The sequence below is a fragment of the Sphingobacterium lactis genome, assembly GCF_051951495.1.
GTDB classification, from domain to species: Bacteria; Bacteroidota; Bacteroidia; order Sphingobacteriales; family Sphingobacteriaceae; genus Sphingobacterium; species Sphingobacterium lactis_A.
The window spans coordinates 183,440-201,343 of record NZ_JBNHAS010000003.1 but is presented as its reverse complement, the minus strand read 5'-3'; the positions used below and the strand labels follow the sequence as shown (position 1 = coordinate 201,343).

The following is a 17,904-nucleotide window of genomic DNA, read 5'->3' as shown; positions in this document are numbered from 1 at the left end:
CTAACACTATCCTTTATACGATTAAATCAGTCGGCAGTTACATCTGAACACGTCTCTGCCAATTATAAACTTTAACCAAGTACTAAAATATGATTAAAAATGACTTGTTGCAAACGCAATATAACCGGCGTTTGTACTTTAGATTCATTATTCGAATGAAACTAACCTTAATTATGATTCTATTCTTTCTGTTAAATGTCAATGCGAATGTATACTCGCAGCAGAAAGTAACACTTGATTTAAAACACACGAAACTTAGTAAAATCCTCAAAATCATTGAAGATCAGAGCGACTTTTACTTTGTTTTTAATCCGGGTATTAAACATTTTTCCAAGGAACTCAATTTGTCGGCAAAAGATGAATTGGTGTTGGACCTTCTGCCTAAATTATTTAAGAAGAATAATTTGAGCTACACGGTTTCGGAAAATGGTTTAGTGGTGGTGAATGAAGTGAAGCAAAATAAAATTCGTGGTCTTGTCACTGACATGGAAGGGCATCCTTTGGTGGGTGCTACCATTCGTATAAAAGGTTCTTCAGTAGGAAAAGCCACCGATCTAAACGGACAATTTGAGATGGATCTACCAAACGGGACTTTCCTCGTGATATCCTATACCGGTTTTTTAACGAAAGAAGTTCAAGTAACAGGTAATGGCGAATTAAAGGTGGAATTGGTTCCTGATCAAATGATGTTGAATGAGGTGGTGGTAACTGCACTTGGTATTACCCGTGAGAAAAGAACATTGGGATATTCGGTGACCCAGGTAAATGGAGAAAGTTTAACCCAAGCTCGTGAAAACAATGTGGCTAATGCCTTGGTAGGTAAAGTTGCAGGTTTGGATATTACATCGACATCCGGTGGTGTCGGTTCGGCCACATCGGTCATTATCCGCGGTGCTTCCAGCTTAAGCCAGACCAACCAACCTTTATATGTCATCAATGGTGTGCCCATGGAAAATGCACCGCAGGGAATTACCAATACCAATCCGAATGGTAACCGTGGTAGCCAGTGGGACAATGCCCCCGATATGGGAGATGCCATAGGGAATTTAAATCCTGATGATATCGAGAGCATCTCGGTACTGAAAGGAGCAGCAGCTTCGGCACTATACGGTTCTCGTGCTAAGGCTGGTGTAATCTTGATTACGACAAAATCCGGTAAAGGCTCAGGTATAGAGTTCAGCAGCAATTTTGTAACAGAACAGGTAATGGATCGTACAAATTGGCAGTATGTTTACGGGCAAGGAACTAATGGAGAGAAACCTGCAGACGGTGCTGCGGCAGCACAAGTAGGTGGATCCAGTTGGGGAGCTAAATTAGATGGTAGCTCTGTCCCTCAATTTGATAATGTTTCCAGACCTTATGTTGCCCAAAAAGACAACATCGAGAATTTTTACAAAAATGGTTATACATGGACCAATTCAGTAGCCTTAAATAAATCTTTCGATTCGGGTTCATTACGCTTGTCGATTAGTGATCTGAGAAATGAATCCATTATGCCGAACTCTGGACTGAACCGTCAATCCTTTGGCCTAGCGGGTACTTTTGAGCCTATTAAACGCCTCAAAATAGATGCAAGGTCAACCTATATTCTGGAAGATGCCAAGAATAGACCAATGTTGTCTGACGGTGCTGGTAGTGCCAATTATAATGCTGTATTCTTGCCTACGAGCGTGGATATTCGTGATCTACAACCGTGGAAAACAGAAACAGGAAATGAAATCGCCTATAACCGGGGCAATCCTTGGGATACTAACCCCTATTTTGCGGCTTATGAAATCGTAAATAATACCGATAGAAACCGATTGATGAGTTCATTATCGGCTCGATATACATTGGATAATGGTTTGTTTGTACAAGGACGTGCCGGACAGGACTTCTATACCAACGCTTATTTTTCCGTATTTCCAGAAGGCTTGGCATACACTCCTCCAAATAACTTAGTTTCTCAAAAAATGAGGTTCTCCGATATCAATGCCGATTTATTGGTTGGGAAATCCTTTTCGGTAAATGAAGATTTTGGTATCACACCAAATATTGGGGCAAGTTTTAGAAATACGAAAACCGATGTGACCACCAATCAAGGGACAAAATTCTTAGTTCCGGGAGTGCATACCATTGCTGGATTGAAAAATAAATCCTTGGCCTATGCCGAATCAGAACAAGAGACACAGTCTGTTTATGGAACATTGGAGTTGGCCTATAAAGATTACCTCTATTTAACGGGTACAGTACGTTCGGATTGGTTTTCTACCTTAGCGGCTCCTGGACTAAACAATAAATTAAGTGTGGTTTATCCTTCCTTAAGTGGTTCATTTGTTTTCTCTGAGCTATTACAGTCGGATTTAATAAGTTTTGGTAAACTTCGTGCAGGTTATGCGGTAGTTGGACAAGCAACAGATCCGTATCAAACAGCTTTGACGTATAACTTCATGAGTCAATCTTTAAATGGAGCAGCTTTAGGTCAAATATCCTATGATTATATCCCCAATTCTTCGTTAAAACCTTCTAAGGCTACAGAATTGGAAATCGGAACTGACATTCGATTCTTCAATGATAGGTTGAATTTAGATCTAACCTGGTATAAGAAGCGTTCCGAGGATGAGATTATCAGGGTGAGTATCCCAACAACAGTAGGCTATAGTCAATCGGTATTAAACTCTGGATCGATTGAAAACATGGGTGTCGAGGCTTTGATTACTGGAGTACCGGTTCGTAATGATGCTTTCTCTTGGACAAGTTCATTGAACATGACATATAACGATAATAAGGTGATATCCTTAGCTGAAGGACTAGATGAGCAATTGATAGCAACTTCGCGTTCTGGAGTAGGATTTTTAAAGAACATTCCTGGAAAAGCCATGGGACAGATTGTTGCCTTTGACTATGCATATGATGATCAAGGAGTGATCCAAAAGAATGCCGATGGCACTGCTAAACAAGGCGAACTGAAAGCATTTGGTTCTGCTTATAATAAATGGTTCGCCGGCTGGAATAATGATTTTACCTATAAGAATTTCAGTATGGGCTTCTTGATTGACGGGAAGTTTGGTGGGAAATTGTTCTCTGGAACAGATTACTTAGGGTATATCAAAGGCTTGCACCAAGGTACTTTGGAGAATCGCGAAGAGTTAGGTAATAAAGCGCCTAAATTCTATGAAAATACAGCAAACAACATATCGCACATTTTTGTAAATGATGCCAGCTTTATCAAATTCAGACAGTTTACATTGGGTTATAATTTCCCAACAAGTTTATTTAATGATCGGGTGAAGAGCTTAGGCCTGAGTCTGGTTGCACGTAATCTTTTCATATTAATGAAAAAGACGGATAACATCGATCCAGAATCAAGTTACAACGCTACTTTCCCTGGTTTGGAGCTTGGAGGAATGCCTCCAGCAAGAACCTTTGGTTTCAACTTAAATGTTAAATTTTAATCCTAGACTGTTATGAAAATAAAATCGATAAAAATAGCTGCACTGATCTTATTGGCAGGTACGAGTTTACTTCAAAGCTGTACGAAAGATTTTGAGAAAATTAATACCGATCCAGTAGCTTATGGACCAACTAATTTTGATCCAAACTTTACCTTTACAACATCCCAATTGACCTATACAGGAAGTATAGACTTTGCCTATGAAACATGGCGTGCAAATTTGATCTATGCGGGCACTATGATGCAAGGCCTTTCTTCAGTAGTTTCTTATTGGGCTGGCGACAAATATTTATTGACTCCTTGGTACACTTCTGCCTATTGGGAGCGAGCTTATGCTGAACAAGTTAAGCCGATTGTTGATGTGGTTGAAGTAACTCGGGATAATCCAAAATATAAAAACCTGCACCAAGCGGCGAGAATATGGAAAGCCCTAGTCTTTGCCCGAATAACAGACCTTTATGGAGATGTTCCATATTCGGAGGCTGGTATGGGTTACTACCTGAAAAATCTATCGACCAAGTACGATAAGCAACAGGATATCTATATGAATATGCTGAAGGAGCTAGAGGAAGCGGTTGCAGCTTTAGGTACAGGTACGGATGCTATCAGTGGCGATGTCATCTATGGTGGAAATGTAGACAAATGGAAGCGTTTCGGAAACTCCTTAATATTGCGTTTAGCAATGCGTTTGACCAAGGTAGATGAAGGGACAGCTAAAACCTATGTCAATAAGGTGGTTGGAAAAACCTTCACAGCCAATGAGGACAATGCATTCGTGAAACATGATGAATCCGGAGCTCGTGTAACGCAGAATAGAAATAGCCAGGTTTTATTAGGTGATGGTGGACAGGAACATTATTACGTGAAATGGTCCAATACCTTTATTAATGAGTTAAAGAGTGCAGCAGACCCTCGTTTGAAAGTTGCGGTGGTGAATTTGTGGATGAAAGACGGAGAAAAGGTTCAAAATGCCGGTTATAGCAATGACCCTTTGAAGCAAAAAGGAATGCCAAATGGGAAGGACCTAGGCAATAATGCAAGTTATGCCATTAGTAAGGATCCATCCTTTACGAGTATGCCCGAATATTCTTCTCCACATCCAAAGATGTTAAAAAGAGATGGAGTAACCTTTATTCTGACGTATACCGAATCGGAGTTATTATGGGCAGAGGCTGCTCAACGTTGGGGAATTGGTGGTTCCGCTGCTGATCATTATAAAAAAGCAGTCAAATCTGGTATTACCTTCCTTGGTCAATATGATGTTTCTTTAGCCATTGCAGATGCCGTAGCTGAAGATTATGCAAATACGCATCCTTTAACGGCTGGGTTAAAACAAATTGGAATACAATATTGGATTCACCAAAATACAGCTTTAAACTTTTATGAGTCCTGGTCTAATTGGCGCCGTACAGGATTCCCGGAATTGGTTCCTGTAAGCTACTTAAATAGCGATACTAAAGGGCAAATTCCTCGGCGTTTCCCATATCCAGTGGCAGAGGCTGCAAGTGCCAATGCCGAATATTATAAAGCTGCAGCTGCTGCGGTGCCAGATGGCGATAATTTAATGGGACGTGTATGGTGGGATAAAAAATAATTTATAATTAAATAGTCTGTTTTTGAGTGCAGTCTCCTTAGGGAGACTGTGCTTTTTTTGTTTAAGTGGGTAGTGTCCAACAATAACTTTGCTCAAAATCCCCAATTTCCTACCTCAGTCGCTTGGCGTAGACTGAGGTGAGGATTGGGTTTTGTTCAACTTATAATTTAACTAAAATGAAGTCTTTGAATAGGGCATTTCCTTACAAGATGATTTAGCTTGATTTGCTAGAATCAGGGAAATACTGATAACCATAATAACTGCCGCGATTCCTAATGCCTCATGGGTACCGTAAATAGGATACCGTAATAATCCAGCAACCCCTTGAATCATCAGCATAAATTCATTCATAAATATGCCGAATAATAAACCATAGATCCCGAACCTTATTCCCTTGTTAAGCTGCAAGCTTTGATTTTGGAAAGCATAGCCTAGGATGAATAGGGATATAATGACCAGTAATACCAAATGCAGGTAGGCAATGACAATTGGCCTAAAGCCGTAAACCAATTGGCTTAAGCTCGGGATTATGGATATAGCTTGTAGAATCAATTTTACACTCACCGCCAAAACAACGCAAACCCAGATAAGTGTTGTTTCTTTTGACAAGGATAATTTAGAATCTTGTCTTTTGATTTTCAGAAAACGTAAAAGAAGTATGGTCCAAAGGATAACTTGTAAAGTAACGGTTAGCAATAATAAGACATATAACCAACTGGGAAATCCTTTCCACCACAATACCGATAGAAAGTATGCAGGAAGTACGGTAAAGGCATACACCTTGGCAAAGCCTGCAAACATTATTTCCTTTCCTGTCCTATCGTAAATCCAATAACTTGCTAAACTGAGACAGGCAAAAAAGAACCAACCATTGTATTGGAAGTGCAAAAAGAAATATACGGAGGCCAATTGTTTTAAAGGATCCAGCTGATGAGTAACCTTTAGGATAACCAAAGCATAGGTTCCCAAAGAACTTAAAGCCAAATAGATTAAAGAGGCCTTTATCAATACAACAATCGATAATGGTAATCTCGTTTTTTTGAGTTCTTTCCATAAGATGATAGCAAACCAATATGATGCAAGAACACTTAAAAATGAGAAGCTTATGGAGAAGAAAGCATATCCTGTTATGCTAAAGCTAATCAGCATGCCATATGAGGATAAGAGGTTGAACCAGAGTATAGGTTGATACTTCTTGGGGATTCCCTCTTCTGCTTTTAAGCGGAGTACTGCAGCAATCAAAAACACCATTAATGCCTGAGATACCCAGCCTGCAAAAGCAAAATGAGAATGGGCATGCATGATGTTTTTCTGATCGAGCCAAGGGATGGGAAATAGGAACTTAAGGCGCATCAGAAGCCCAAAAACAGCCACTAATAGAAAATTTAAGACACTGAGACATATCCAGTGCTTACTATTCATTAATGACCATTCTGCTTTCATGTTGAGGATGCTGCTAAAAATTCTTCTTATTATTCTATTCCATCAGATGGGACAAATACTTTCCCACGTATAATTTGCAATTTATCGGACTTTTCCATCATCTTCATGGTGCGGATGACCGTCTCTACCCTTAAGCCCGTCATATTCGCTAATTGCTGACGAGTCAGCATCAGTCGATTACAATCGGTACATATTAACCTGCGCTCTTGATTTAACCTGTGGAGTAATTGGGTAATAATTTCCTCAGGACAAGCATTGCAGATAAGCTTGGTCAGGAATATTTTAAACCTTAAATCATGTGCAATCTCTTGTGTAATAAGCATATGTATGCTCGGGTACTCCCGAAGGATTTCTAAAAAAGAACTGGAGTTTATCTTATATACAGTACAAGGACTATCCGCCACAGCAGTTGCGATGTGAACTCCGGCATCCAAAATGGCCAATTCGCCAAGACCCTCATTCGCACAGACCATCTTATGAAGGACCTCTTTTCCATCATCCAAGAAGTTACTGATTCGGACTCGACCAGTCTCAATTTGAAAATAAAAATTGGAAGGACTATTCTCTTGAAAGAGGATTTCCCCCGCTTGCATCTTTTTACAGATGGCCCCTTTTTCTAAAAGTAGTTGGGTTGGTATCATAAGATGTAATAATTAATAGCCCTTTCTTTTCGGACAAATTTATCCACGATAAGGTTTGTATGTGCTGACTTCGGTCACCTCAAATAGTGATTAATATCAATTTACCCATTAGGTCATTGAATATCAATATGTTGACTTGTGGAATTCTGAATTTTGAAAGGCGGTAGACTTACATTATGATTTCCCTCATAAAATTCGGGGAAGGCATGCGGGTAACTTTGTCATAAATAAAATACAAAGTAAATCATTTGAGAAAAAAAACCGAGAAACTATGAAAAAGCTAATTGTATTCTGTTTGATGAGTTTGTTCATATACGCATGTTCATCAAATAACAGTGAGAAAAAGGCAGACCGCACCTATGCTGAAGAGAGTGCGCCTGCTGCAAGCGATCCGAATGCTTACGATCCGCACCGTGGGGAGGGAAAATTCGACAAGGTAGACTTGGGTGATAAGTTAGATGTAGCGATGGCGGAAGCTGGTAAAACGATCGTTGATTTAAAATGTGCTTCCTGCCACAAGATGACTGATGAGAAATTAGTAGGACCAGGCTGGAAGGGTGTTTCAGAGCGCAGAAAACCGGAGTGGATTATGAACTTCATTACCAACCCTGATGCGATGTTAGATAAAGATCCGGAGTTACAGGCACAATTAGAACTGTGTTTAGTTCGTATGCCAAACCAAAACTTATCGGATGATGACGCTAGAAAAATCCTAGAATATATGCGTCAGAATGACGGAGTAAAATAATTTTTAAGAGCGTTTATTAACCTCAAAATTTATCATACCATGGAATTAAAAAAATATCTATTAACAGGTTTAGCAGCGGCGACGTTGTTTTCAACCTTTCAAGCCTGTAAACCGAAAGGTGCCGGTGAAGCTGTAAGCGGTAATGCTGCAGAGAAAACGTATGTTGCCCCAGGCAAATACGATGAGTTCTACAACTTCGTATCCGGTGGTTTTAGCGGACAATTGTCTGTTTATGGGCTTCCATCAGGAAGATTACTTCGGGTAATTCCTGTCTTCTCTTTAGATCCAGAAAAGGGCTGGGGCTTCAGTGAAGAAACAAAACCGATGTTAGAAACATCCCACGGAAATGTGCCTTGGGACGATTTGCACCACGTGCAATTATCAAAAACAGATGGTAATTATGATGGCCGTTGGGTATTTGCCAATGCCAATAATACACCACGTCTTGCACGTATTGACTTAACAACTTTCCGTACAGCGGAGATTTTAGAATTGCCGAACAGTGGTGGTAACCACTCCTCGCCATTTATTACCGAGAATACGGAATATGTCGTAGCAGGAACGCGTTTCTCCGTACCATTGGATGGTGAAGGGGGTGATGTGCCAATCAATACCTTCAAGAAAAACTTCCGTGGAACTTTAAGCTTCGTGAGTGTGGATAAGAATGATGGTAATATGGAGCTTGCATTCCAAATTGAAACTCCAGGTGTAAACTACGATTTAAGTCGCGCCGGTAAAGGAGTATCCCATGGATGGTTCTTCTTCTCTACTTACAACACGGAGCAAGCAAATACCTTATTGGAAGTGAATGCTTCGAAAAATGATAAGGACTTTGTCTTGGCAGTGAACTGGAAGAAAGCAGAAGAGTATATCAAAGCTGGAAAAGGTAAAAAAGTTAGTGGATTGAAATATGCACACAACAAATACGATGAGAAATCGCATACTTCAAAAACTGAATTTAAAACCGAAACGCTTGTTTTGAATGCTGAAGAATTAGAAGGATTATGTTATTACATTCCATGTCCTAAATCTCCACACGGAGTAGACGTAGACCCTTCAGGGGAATACATCGTAGGATCAGGAAAATTAGCTGCTTTAATCCCTGTATTTTCATTCAGCAAAATCCAGAAAGCAATTGAAGGAAAACAATTCGAAGGTAAATTCGGTGGTATTCCAATCATTAAATACGAGGCTGCTTTGTATGGTGAGGTTGAAAAACCAGGTTTAGGACCATTACACACCGAATTTGATGGTAAGGGTAATGCGATTACTTCCTTCTTCGTATCCTCTGAGTTAGTGAAATGGAATATCAAAGACTTAAAAATCATTGACCGTGTTCCTACTTACTACTCAACAGGTCACTTAATGATTCCTGGTGGAGATACTAAAAACCCAGACGGAAAATATGTGATTGCCTACAACAAAATCACCAAAGACCGTTTCTTACCAACTGGACCTGAGTTGTCACAGAGTGCTCAAATCTTTGATATCTCTGGCGATAAGATGCAGTTGATATTAGACTTCCCAACGATTGGAGAACCACACTATGCACAAGCTATCCGCGCAGAGAAAGTGAAGGATAAGAGTGTGAAAATCTTCAAAATCGAGGAGAATACCAATCCACATGTCACCAAGGGTGAGAAAGATGCCCGTGTAGAACGTAAGGGTAATCAGATCCATGTGTATATCACATCGGTAAGATCGCACTTCTCTCCAGATAATATCGAAGGGGTTCAACTGGGTGATGAAGTATTCTTCCACGTAACGAATATCGAGCAGGATTGGGATATGCCTCACGGATTTGCTGTTAAAGGAGCGAAAAACGGAGAGCTATTGGTTATGCCTGGAGAAACACAGACTTTAAAATGGGTACCAGATCGTATAGGGGTATTCCCATTCTATTGTACTGACTTCTGTAGTGCATTACACCAGGAAATGCAAGGATATATTCGAATTTCCAAGAAAGGTAGTAATGTGCCATTGACATACAGTTTGGGCACTAACTTACCAGCCGAAGGTGCTAACTAAAACTACACAAAGATGAAAACTACAAACAATATGTCTGGCTTACATCGCATCTTAATGGTGCTATGCAGCTTGGCGTTGGTAGCCGTCATCTTCCTTCCTATATGGCGTATTGAGCTGGACGCAGCTCAATACCCTGAAGGGTTGGAACTGCAGATCTATAGCTATAAGCTAGCCGGACAAGTGGAGATAATTAACGGGTTGAACCACTATATCGGCATGAAGACCTTACATGTGGAAGATTTTGTAGAGTTTACTGTTCTTCCATATATCATTGGGGTTTTTGCCTTGGCCTTTCTTGCAGTCGGCATTGCCAATAAACGTAAATGGGTGTATATCCTGTTTGTTGCCTTTTTAATCTTCGGTATTGTAGCCATGGTTGATTTCTACATTTGGGAATACAATTATGGTCACAACCTAAGTCCAGATGCACCAATCAAGGTCCCTGGAATGTCTTATCAGCCACCGCTGATAGGTTATAAACAATTACTCAATTTTGGAGCCTATTCCATTCCGGATATCGGGGGCTGGATATTTATTGCCTGTGGGCTGATCCTAGCTTTCGCTGCCATACAGGAATGGCGTAAATCCAAAACAACTAAACTCGCGTAACATGAAAAACTTTAAACTATTCTGGATTTGTTTAAGCAGTTTATTGCTGCTTACACTCGGATTACAAGCATGCCAAAGTAATAATGGGCCTAAACCGATCAAATACGGGACTGATCAGTGTGCCTATTGTAAAATGACAGTTAGTGATGCTCGGTTTGGCACACAACTACAAACTAAAAAAGGTCGTGTGTACAATTTTGATGATGTACAATGCATGATTGCTTTCGTGAAAGAAAGCAAGGTGAAAAAAGACGAAGTATCGGCTTTCTATTTACCAGACTACTCAAGTCAAAAATTAATGCCCGCAGAGAAGATGTTCTACCTGAAAAGTGAGGAGCTAAAAAGCCCAATGCGTGGAAATATTGCTGCCTTTAGCAATGCAGCAGATCTTGAAAAAACCAAGGAAACAGTAGGTGGTACCACCTTGACTTGGGATGACCTGTGGAAATAAATGGAGGAGCATGAAACGTTCAGCCATAAAAATATGGAGTGCCTTATTTTGTTTACTAATGACTGGGGGCATACTACATGCCTCCAGCATTAAAGTAGGAAATAAGCAAACCATAAAATCCATCAAGAAAGGAATTGAACTGGCAAAACCAGGAGATACCGTATGGGTAGATGCTGGACTCTATAAAGAGGGCAATATCCAAATTGATAAATCCATCACCCTAATCGGAATAGGTAAACCTACCTTAGATGGGGAGAAAAAATTCGAACCTTTATCAATCAAATCTTCCGGTGTAACCGTTCAAGGATTCACCATCAAAGGATCTGGACATTCTTCCATCAATGATATCGCAGGTATTAAAATTTACAATACCCATCATATCAAAGTGCTGGATAATGTATTGGAAGATAACTTTTTTGGAATCTACTCACAGAATTGCAAACATCTAGAAATCCGTGGAAATAAAATCCAAGCCTATGGAACTGCCGAGCAGTTGATCGGAAATGGGATTCATGGATGGAAATCAGATAGTTTAGACATCAAAGACAATGAAATCATCGGTCACCGAGATGGAATTTACTTGGAGTTTGTTACCAATACACATGTGATTAACAACTTGTCTAAACAGAACCTGCGTTATGGATTGCATTTCATGTTTTCCCACGACAATAGTTACGTTGGAAATACCTTTCGTGCGAATGGTGCTGGTGTAGCAGTCATGTACACCAAGCATGTGCACATGGAGAACAATAAATTTGAAGAAAATTGGGGCGATGCAGCCTATGGTCTGCTCCTAAAAGATATATCGGATAGCCAAATAATCAATAATCAATTTGACCGTAATACAACGGGGATTTTCATGGAAGGATCTAACCGGATTCATCTGGAAAACAATAATTTCAAGGGGAATGGTTGGGCGATCAAAGTACAATCTAGTTGCATGGATAATGTTTTTAAGAACAATAATTTTCTACAAAACACCTTTGACGTAGCAACCAATGGAACCTTGGCTCTGAACAACTTCGAAAACAATTATTGGGATAAATACGAAGGCTATGACCTGGACAAGGATGGTATTGGCGATATCGCATTCCGCCCGGTAAGTTTATTTTCCATGATGGTTGAACGATATCCTTCTGTGATGTTGTTGTTCCGAAGTTTTATGGTCACCTTATTTGACCGTACCGAGAAGCTATTACCCAGCTTAACCCCCGAAGGGTTAAAAGATGAAAAACCAAGAATGAAATCGATACAAGTATGATACAGATCCAACATATAACCAAGGACTTTGGCAAGTTTAAAGTATTGAAGGACATTAACCTCAATTTAGAAGGTGGTCAGTGTGTCGCATTGATAGGTCCAAATGGTAGTGGGAAGACGACGTTAATTAAATCTATCCTAGGAATGGTTGTTCCTACTGCAGGAACAATTCATTTTAATGGACAGAATATTCAGCATAAATGGACTTATAGAAATGATATTGGTTACATGCCGCAGATTGGTCAATACCCAGAGAATATGACTATCGGGCAGGTGCTGGATATGATGAAGGATATTCGTAAAATTCCTGAACCAAAGTTGGATATGGATTTATATCGTGCCTTTGATCTACCGAGCTTACTGGGGAAAAGAATGGGCACCTTATCTGGTGGAACTCGCCAGAAAGTGAGTGCATGTCTAGCTTTTATGTTCAACCCCAAAGCATTGATATTGGACGAGCCAACCGCAGGTTTAGATCCCTTGTCCACCGAGATATTGAAGGAGAAAATCAAGAAAGAATTGGGTCAAAATAAATTGATAATCATCAGTTCCCATGTACTTTCAGATTTGGATGATTTGGTGTCTCAGATTATTTATTTGCAAGACGGTAATTTATTATTTCATAAGAGCTTGCAACAATTGAAAAGAGATACAGGCACGGACAAGCTGTCAAAAGCGATTGCACATGTCATGTCTGAATCGATTACCTTAAAATAAGCGAATTCATGAATAAAATCATACGATATGTTTTTGCTGACCTATTGAGGAATAAAACTATCCTATTCTATACCGTACTACTCTTTGTTTTATCAATCAGTGTATTCAGTATGGAGAATAATTACGAAAAGGGTTTGGTCAGTTTATTAAACATTGTCTTGTTTGTTGTTCCTCTAGTCAGCATTGTGTTTTCGAGTATCTATCTGTATAACAGTGCTGAGTTTATAAACTTATTGGTAAGTCAACCCTTGAAAAGGGAGATTATTTGGTTGAGCATTTTTATTGGATTAGCCGGAGCTATCAGTCTTTCTTTTTTCGTTGGGGTTGGAATTCCCATTTTTCTGTATGCCTTTAGTGGGTCAGGATTAACCTTATTGGGATGTGGATTGCTCTTATCCGTGATTTTTGTCGCCATCGCGATGTGGACATCGGTTTTGATACGCGATAAGTCTAAAGGTATCGGACTGGCCATTTTACTATGGTTGTACTTTGGGCTATTATTCGATGCTTTGGTCTTGTTCCTTTTGTTTCAATTTTCCGATTACCCAATCGAAAATATGATGGTTGCCTTATCCATGTTTAACCCCATAGATATTAGTAGGATTTTGATCTTATTACAATTGGATCTATCGGCTATGATGGGTTATACAGGAGCTATATTTCGAGACTTTTTTGGAACTGGATTGGGTATGGGGATTACCTTATTGGTGATGGTCTTATGGGCTATTATTCCGGTCTACTTTTCTGTTCGATATTTCAAGAAGAAAGATTTGTAAAAGATAAACTAAACGAATTATCATGATAAAATCAGCCATATTAGAGGTCTATAACATAGAACCTCGATTAAAACACCCAACTATATTTGAGCACTTCGATGCTTTGGATTCCGGTGAGTCATTTATTATCAAAAATGATCATGATCCTAAACCGCTATACTATCAATTATTAGGGGAAAGAGGTAATGGTTTTACTTGGGACTATTTGGAATCAGGGCCTGAGATATGGCAAGTAAGACTAGCTAAACCAATAGCTGATGGGGAGTCTGAAAACATCGGGATAATTGCTGCTAAAGATATTCGAAAAGCTGAAAAACTGAAGCAACTGGGAATAGATTTCTGTTGCGGAGGTCAACAATCAGTTAAAGATGCTGCTGAGTCCGTAGGACTATCAGAAGAAGATTTACGCGTTCAGTTGAATGAATCTGTTCTGCAGGAAATTCCAAGTACCAAATTGGATTACCAAGATTGGGATATTGATTTTTTGAGCGACTACATTAAACAAGTCCATCATAAATACGTACGTGAGAAAGGACCAATTATTCTGGAGTTGGCAAAGAAAGTCGCTATGCTACATGCAGGTGAACATCCTTCCTTAGTTCGTCTTTCTGAAGAATTGGAAGAATTTCTTTCGGAACTGTATTGCCACTTTGAAAAGGAGGAAAAACAGCTGTTTCCAGCAACAAAGAACCTCCATGAATTATCCAGCAATCAAGCAAATCAATTAATAGATTTCTTGCGCTTGGAGCATGAGCATGCAGGAGATGAGTTAAGGAAGTTGCGAAAGCTAAGCAAGGATTATCATTTGCCTGCCAATGCTTGCAACTCACATAGTTCATTATTTGAACAGATGAAAGCCTTTGAGGCCGATTTGTTTCAACATATACATTTAGAGAATAACATCTTGTTTCCAAAGATGACAAAAGCTTACCGAGTACAGATTAGTTAAGTAGCCATGAGGATTAACCAACATACGAAGATTTCCGAATTGATCAAGGCCAATGAATTGGCTATTGACGCCATTGCCTCGATCGCTAAACCATTACGTAAAATAAAAATCCCGTTATTGCGTAAGGTATTGACACCTCGGGTCAATATCGGTGAAGCATCGAAAATTGCAGGGGTTTCAATTCTGGAATTTCGACGTGTGTTGGAGCCTCTTGGTTTCGTTTGGGAGGATACTAACCACTCTTCCCCTTTGGAAGTTCAACAGGAATCTGGTAGACCTGATTGGTTGAAAAATGCAAGTTCATTGCAAGCTCTGGATGTTAGACCACTGCTTGATGCAGATAAAGATCCTTTGAAAGATATATTTCAAGCCTATAAGGCATTGCCGCTTCATGGGGTTCTATACATCATCAATTCCTTTATTCCTGTTCCTTTAATCAAAAGACTTGAAGAACGAGGTGCATTGTGCCATACAGAAAGTATAAGCGACAATGAATACCACAGTTATTTCTACAAAACTAAAGAGGATAAAAAAGAAAAATCTAAAGCTCAAAATATCGCTTTCCTGACTATAGAAGAGCTTGAAGAAAAGATAATGTCTTTAACAGACTCTAAAAAAATTGAGGTTGATGTATGTTATTTACCCATGCCCCAACCGATGGAATTAATTCTACATTTCTTAACAGATTTAAAGAAAAACGAATATTTATATGTTCTGCATCGTAAAGTTCCATTACATCTATTAGAAGAGTTAGAACAATCATCCTTTCAAATCTTCATTTGCGAACCGGTGGAGGGAGATGTCCGCTTATTGATATTTCCTAAAGAATAGATAAGTAATGGCTAATATTTCCATAAATAAGGCCCCAGAAGGATATGCAGTTATTCCATTTTTTATAACAGCGGCTATATTCTTTTTTGCATTCAGCTTATTGTTTCAACAGACTGGAAGCCAAATTTTGGGGCATTATTTTCAACCGAGAGTATTAGCGATTGTACATACTTTGGTATTGGGTTGGGGAACTCTGATAATCCTTGGTGCCGCCTACCAGTTGATTCCAGTCATCTTTGAAAGAGAGTTGAAAACCCCAAGCCTAGCCTTTGCTAGCTATATCTCCTTGACTATAGGTACCTGCTTATTGATACACAGCTTTTGGTCTTTCCAAATCGGGTGGATGATGATCTTAGGAGGAAGTTTCGTATGTATAAGTTCCTATTTGTATTTCATCATTCTTTGGAGAACATTACGAGATTCTGAACAAGCATTTGAACTGCATCTGTTCTTTATGTTATCTGCATTTTGGTTTTGCTTTACATGTAGTATAGGCTTATTGTTGGCCATTAATTTGGCGCATCCATTTATTGAAAAGAGCCATTTGGACATTCTGAAACTACATGCACATGCAGGTATTGCAGGTTGGTTCTTGCAATTGGTGTTTGGTGCAGCAGCAAAGATGCTTCCTATGTTTCTATTGGGAAAATCCAATAAACGGAATTACCTCTTTGCCTCTGTTATTCTCATAAATATCGGTTTGTTGCTATTCCTTTGGAAGGGCTATAAAGATCAAGTTGATTTGTATTCGCTGCTGTTTGGGGGAATTGTATTTGCCGGGTTTATCTGTTGGGTACTGTATATTCTGGACTGCTTTAGGCATAGGGCAAGAAAGAAGATTGACATTCCAATGAGACATGCATTTATTTCTATTCTCTGTCTGTTATTGGCCTTTGCGATACTGCCTCTGGTGCTTCAAAACAGCTCTGGACAGTGGATTACCTTATATGCGATATGGATATTCCTAGGTTGGATAACGAGTATCATCTTGGGAATGACTTTCAAAACCCTGCCTTTCATTATTTGGAATCTTCGCTATAAAGGGATGAATGGTCTGGCCAATTTACCAATGCCAAAAGATCTTTATAGCCAAAGGCTATTGAACGTCCAATACTATGTTTTTCTCTTGAGTTTGTTGGCTACCACTTTGGCGGTAGGATTAAAATTGAGGTGGGCTATTAATGCCTGTACTTACCTATGGATCATCCTTGCAGCTAGCTACCTCATCAATGTGTTTAAGGTGCTTTTGCACAAAAGAAAGGATCAACATGAAAATTGATTTAACATCCGCTTATGCAGGAGAACAATTAAAAGCACAGCAAGCTTTAATGATGGTCATGGACCCCGAATTGGGGATCAATATCGTCGATATGGGTTTGTTGTATGATTTAGATTTTTCAACTGCCAACGAAATAAAGGTCGAAATGACCCTATCATCCCCCTATTGTCCCATGGGAGATTCTATCCTTACGGGGGTAGAGAAATGCCTTCAAAAAGTCTTTCCCGATCGTGAAATTATTATCGACCTGGTCTGGCAGCCAGCTTGGTCTATTGATCGGATGAGTGATGAAGGTAAAGAACAATTGAATATTAAGTAAGAATAATTTGACTTTAAGAACAATGCTATGAAAAAATTAGTTTATGTCATCTGTCTGAGCATCACTGCTCTATTTATGGGCTCATGTGATAAAGATGAAGCCCTAGAATTACCATTACAAGGGAAAGTAAAGGTTGCTGAAACGACTCTTGCCACTGGCGAGCAGTTAAGCATATATTCGGATAATGAGCTCTCGGTGGGATACAATCCATTATATTTTCAACTGACTAAAGACGGTAAAACTGTGCGCAATGATAAGCTCAGTTTCACCACGCTTATGGATATGGGCACCATGAAGCATGCTTCTCCTTATGGTACTTTAGCCTATTCCAATCAATATGATGCTTATGCGACCTACGCCATATTTACCATGCCTTCGGGAGAATCTGGTTCTTGGACATTGGAGGTGAAAGCTGACGATAAAACCATCGCTGTTCCAGTAACGATTAAACCAGCAACAGCTGGAAATGTGCCTGTAAAAACCATTACTGCCAAAGATGGATCACGATATGTATTGGCATTGGTTGAACCATCAAAACCAAAAATCGGATTGAATGAATTGCATGTAATGATTTTTAAAAGAAATTCCATGTTTGATTTTCCGGCTGTAGAAGGTTTGACTTTGGCATTTCATCCAGAAATGACTTCCATGAATCATGGATCGAGCAACAATCAAAATCCTGTCGATGCCGGAAAAGGCCTTTATAAAGGAAAAGTAAATTTCAGCATGACTGGTGATTGGCGTCTGTTCTTCACGATCCATAAAGGAGGTGAGTTACTGGCCGAAGAGGTGTACTTAGATGTGTTGTTCTAAGTTTATCCCAATT

General features: G+C 39.5%; 16 protein-coding genes. 14 read left to right on the top strand and 2 right to left on the bottom strand.

Going from position 1 to position 17,904, the window contains the following annotated elements; translation table 11 throughout:
* The first annotated feature begins 155 nt into the window (after positions 1-155).
* Complete coding sequence (locus tag ACP6L2_RS12920) at positions 156-3,434, top strand: SusC/RagA family TonB-linked outer membrane protein (RefSeq protein WP_440509775.1); 3,279 nt, start codon at positions 156-158, stop codon at positions 3,432-3,434.
* A gap of 12 nt (positions 3,435-3,446) precedes the next feature.
* Positions 3,447-5,027, top strand: coding sequence for a SusD/RagB family nutrient-binding outer membrane lipoprotein (locus ACP6L2_RS12915; RefSeq protein ID WP_440509774.1), 1,581 nt, complete (start codon positions 3,447-3,449; stop codon positions 5,025-5,027).
* Positions 5,028-5,198: 171 nt separating this feature from the next.
* On the opposite strand, the gene ACP6L2_RS12910 is transcribed toward ACP6L2_RS12915, so the two are convergent.
* Entirely contained in the window at positions 5,199-6,470 is a 1,272-nt protein-coding gene (locus tag ACP6L2_RS12910) for a hypothetical protein (protein WP_440509773.1), read from the bottom strand.
* Between the two features lie 29 nt (positions 6,471-6,499).
* On the bottom strand, positions 6,500-7,111 hold the full coding sequence (locus tag ACP6L2_RS12905) for a Crp/Fnr family transcriptional regulator (protein ID WP_344675390.1): 612 nt from the start codon (positions 7,109-7,111) through the stop codon (positions 6,500-6,502).
* A 271-nt stretch (positions 7,112-7,382) separates the two neighbouring features.
* Here ACP6L2_RS12905 and ACP6L2_RS12900 point away from each other — a divergent pair, with 271 nt between their 5' ends.
* Genes ACP6L2_RS12900 through ACP6L2_RS12845 form a run of 12 tightly spaced genes read left to right on the top strand, consistent with a single transcriptional unit; the run spans position 7,383 to position 17,891 of the window.
* Entirely contained in the window at positions 7,383-7,859 is a 477-nt protein-coding gene (locus ACP6L2_RS12900) for a c-type cytochrome (protein ID WP_344675391.1), read from the top strand.
* 39 nt (positions 7,860-7,898) lie between these two features.
* Positions 7,899-9,887 carry a Sec-dependent nitrous-oxide reductase gene (gene nosZ, locus ACP6L2_RS12895; protein WP_440509772.1) on the top strand — a complete coding sequence of 663 codons (1,989 nt, stop codon included), beginning with the start codon at positions 7,899-7,901 and terminating at the stop codon, positions 9,885-9,887.
* Between the two features lie 12 nt (positions 9,888-9,899).
* Positions 9,900-10,496, top strand: a complete 597-nt coding sequence (locus tag ACP6L2_RS12890; protein WP_440509771.1) for a hypothetical protein — start codon at positions 9,900-9,902, stop codon at positions 10,494-10,496.
* Position 10,497: 1 nt separating this feature from the next.
* Positions 10,498-10,947 carry a nitrous oxide reductase accessory protein NosL gene (locus ACP6L2_RS12885; RefSeq protein WP_344675394.1) on the top strand — a complete coding sequence of 150 codons (450 nt, stop codon included), beginning with the start codon at positions 10,498-10,500 and terminating at the stop codon, positions 10,945-10,947.
* Between the two features lie 10 nt (positions 10,948-10,957).
* Positions 10,958-12,208: a nitrous oxide reductase family maturation protein NosD gene (locus ACP6L2_RS12880; RefSeq protein ID WP_440509770.1), complete on the top strand. Its 1,251-nt coding sequence runs from the start codon at positions 10,958-10,960 to the stop codon at positions 12,206-12,208.
* Complete coding sequence (locus ACP6L2_RS12875; RefSeq protein WP_440509769.1) at positions 12,205-12,924, top strand: ABC transporter ATP-binding protein; 720 nt, start codon at positions 12,205-12,207, stop codon at positions 12,922-12,924. The genes ACP6L2_RS12880 and ACP6L2_RS12875 overlap by 4 nt, the downstream gene beginning before the upstream one ends.
* A gap of 8 nt (positions 12,925-12,932) precedes the next feature.
* A complete protein-coding gene (locus ACP6L2_RS12870) occupies positions 12,933-13,700 on the top strand; it encodes an ABC transporter permease subunit (RefSeq protein WP_440509768.1) in 768 nt (255 codons plus the stop codon).
* Positions 13,701-13,722: 22 nt separating this feature from the next.
* Positions 13,723-14,649 carry an iron-sulfur cluster repair di-iron protein gene (gene ric, locus ACP6L2_RS12865; RefSeq protein WP_440509767.1) on the top strand — a complete coding sequence of 309 codons (927 nt, stop codon included), beginning with the start codon at positions 13,723-13,725 and terminating at the stop codon, positions 14,647-14,649.
* 6 nt (positions 14,650-14,655) lie between these two features.
* Entirely contained in the window at positions 14,656-15,480 is an 825-nt protein-coding gene (locus tag ACP6L2_RS12860) for a DUF2249 domain-containing protein (protein ID WP_440509766.1), read from the top strand.
* Between the two features lie 7 nt (positions 15,481-15,487).
* Positions 15,488-16,759 (top strand): hypothetical protein, encoded by a 1,272-nt coding sequence (locus ACP6L2_RS12855; RefSeq protein ID WP_440509765.1) that lies wholly within the window; start codon positions 15,488-15,490, stop codon positions 16,757-16,759.
* The gene (locus tag ACP6L2_RS12850; RefSeq protein WP_440509764.1) at positions 16,749-17,078 is read left to right on the top strand and encodes a metal-sulfur cluster assembly factor; all 330 of its coding nucleotides are present in this window, start codon (positions 16,749-16,751) and stop codon (positions 17,076-17,078) included. Before ACP6L2_RS12855 ends, ACP6L2_RS12850 begins: the two co-directional genes overlap by 11 nt.
* Before the next feature lie 27 nt (positions 17,079-17,105).
* Positions 17,106-17,891: a FixH family protein gene (locus ACP6L2_RS12845; RefSeq protein WP_440509763.1), complete on the top strand. Its 786-nt coding sequence runs from the start codon at positions 17,106-17,108 to the stop codon at positions 17,889-17,891.
* Positions 17,892-17,904: the final 13 nt, after the last annotated feature.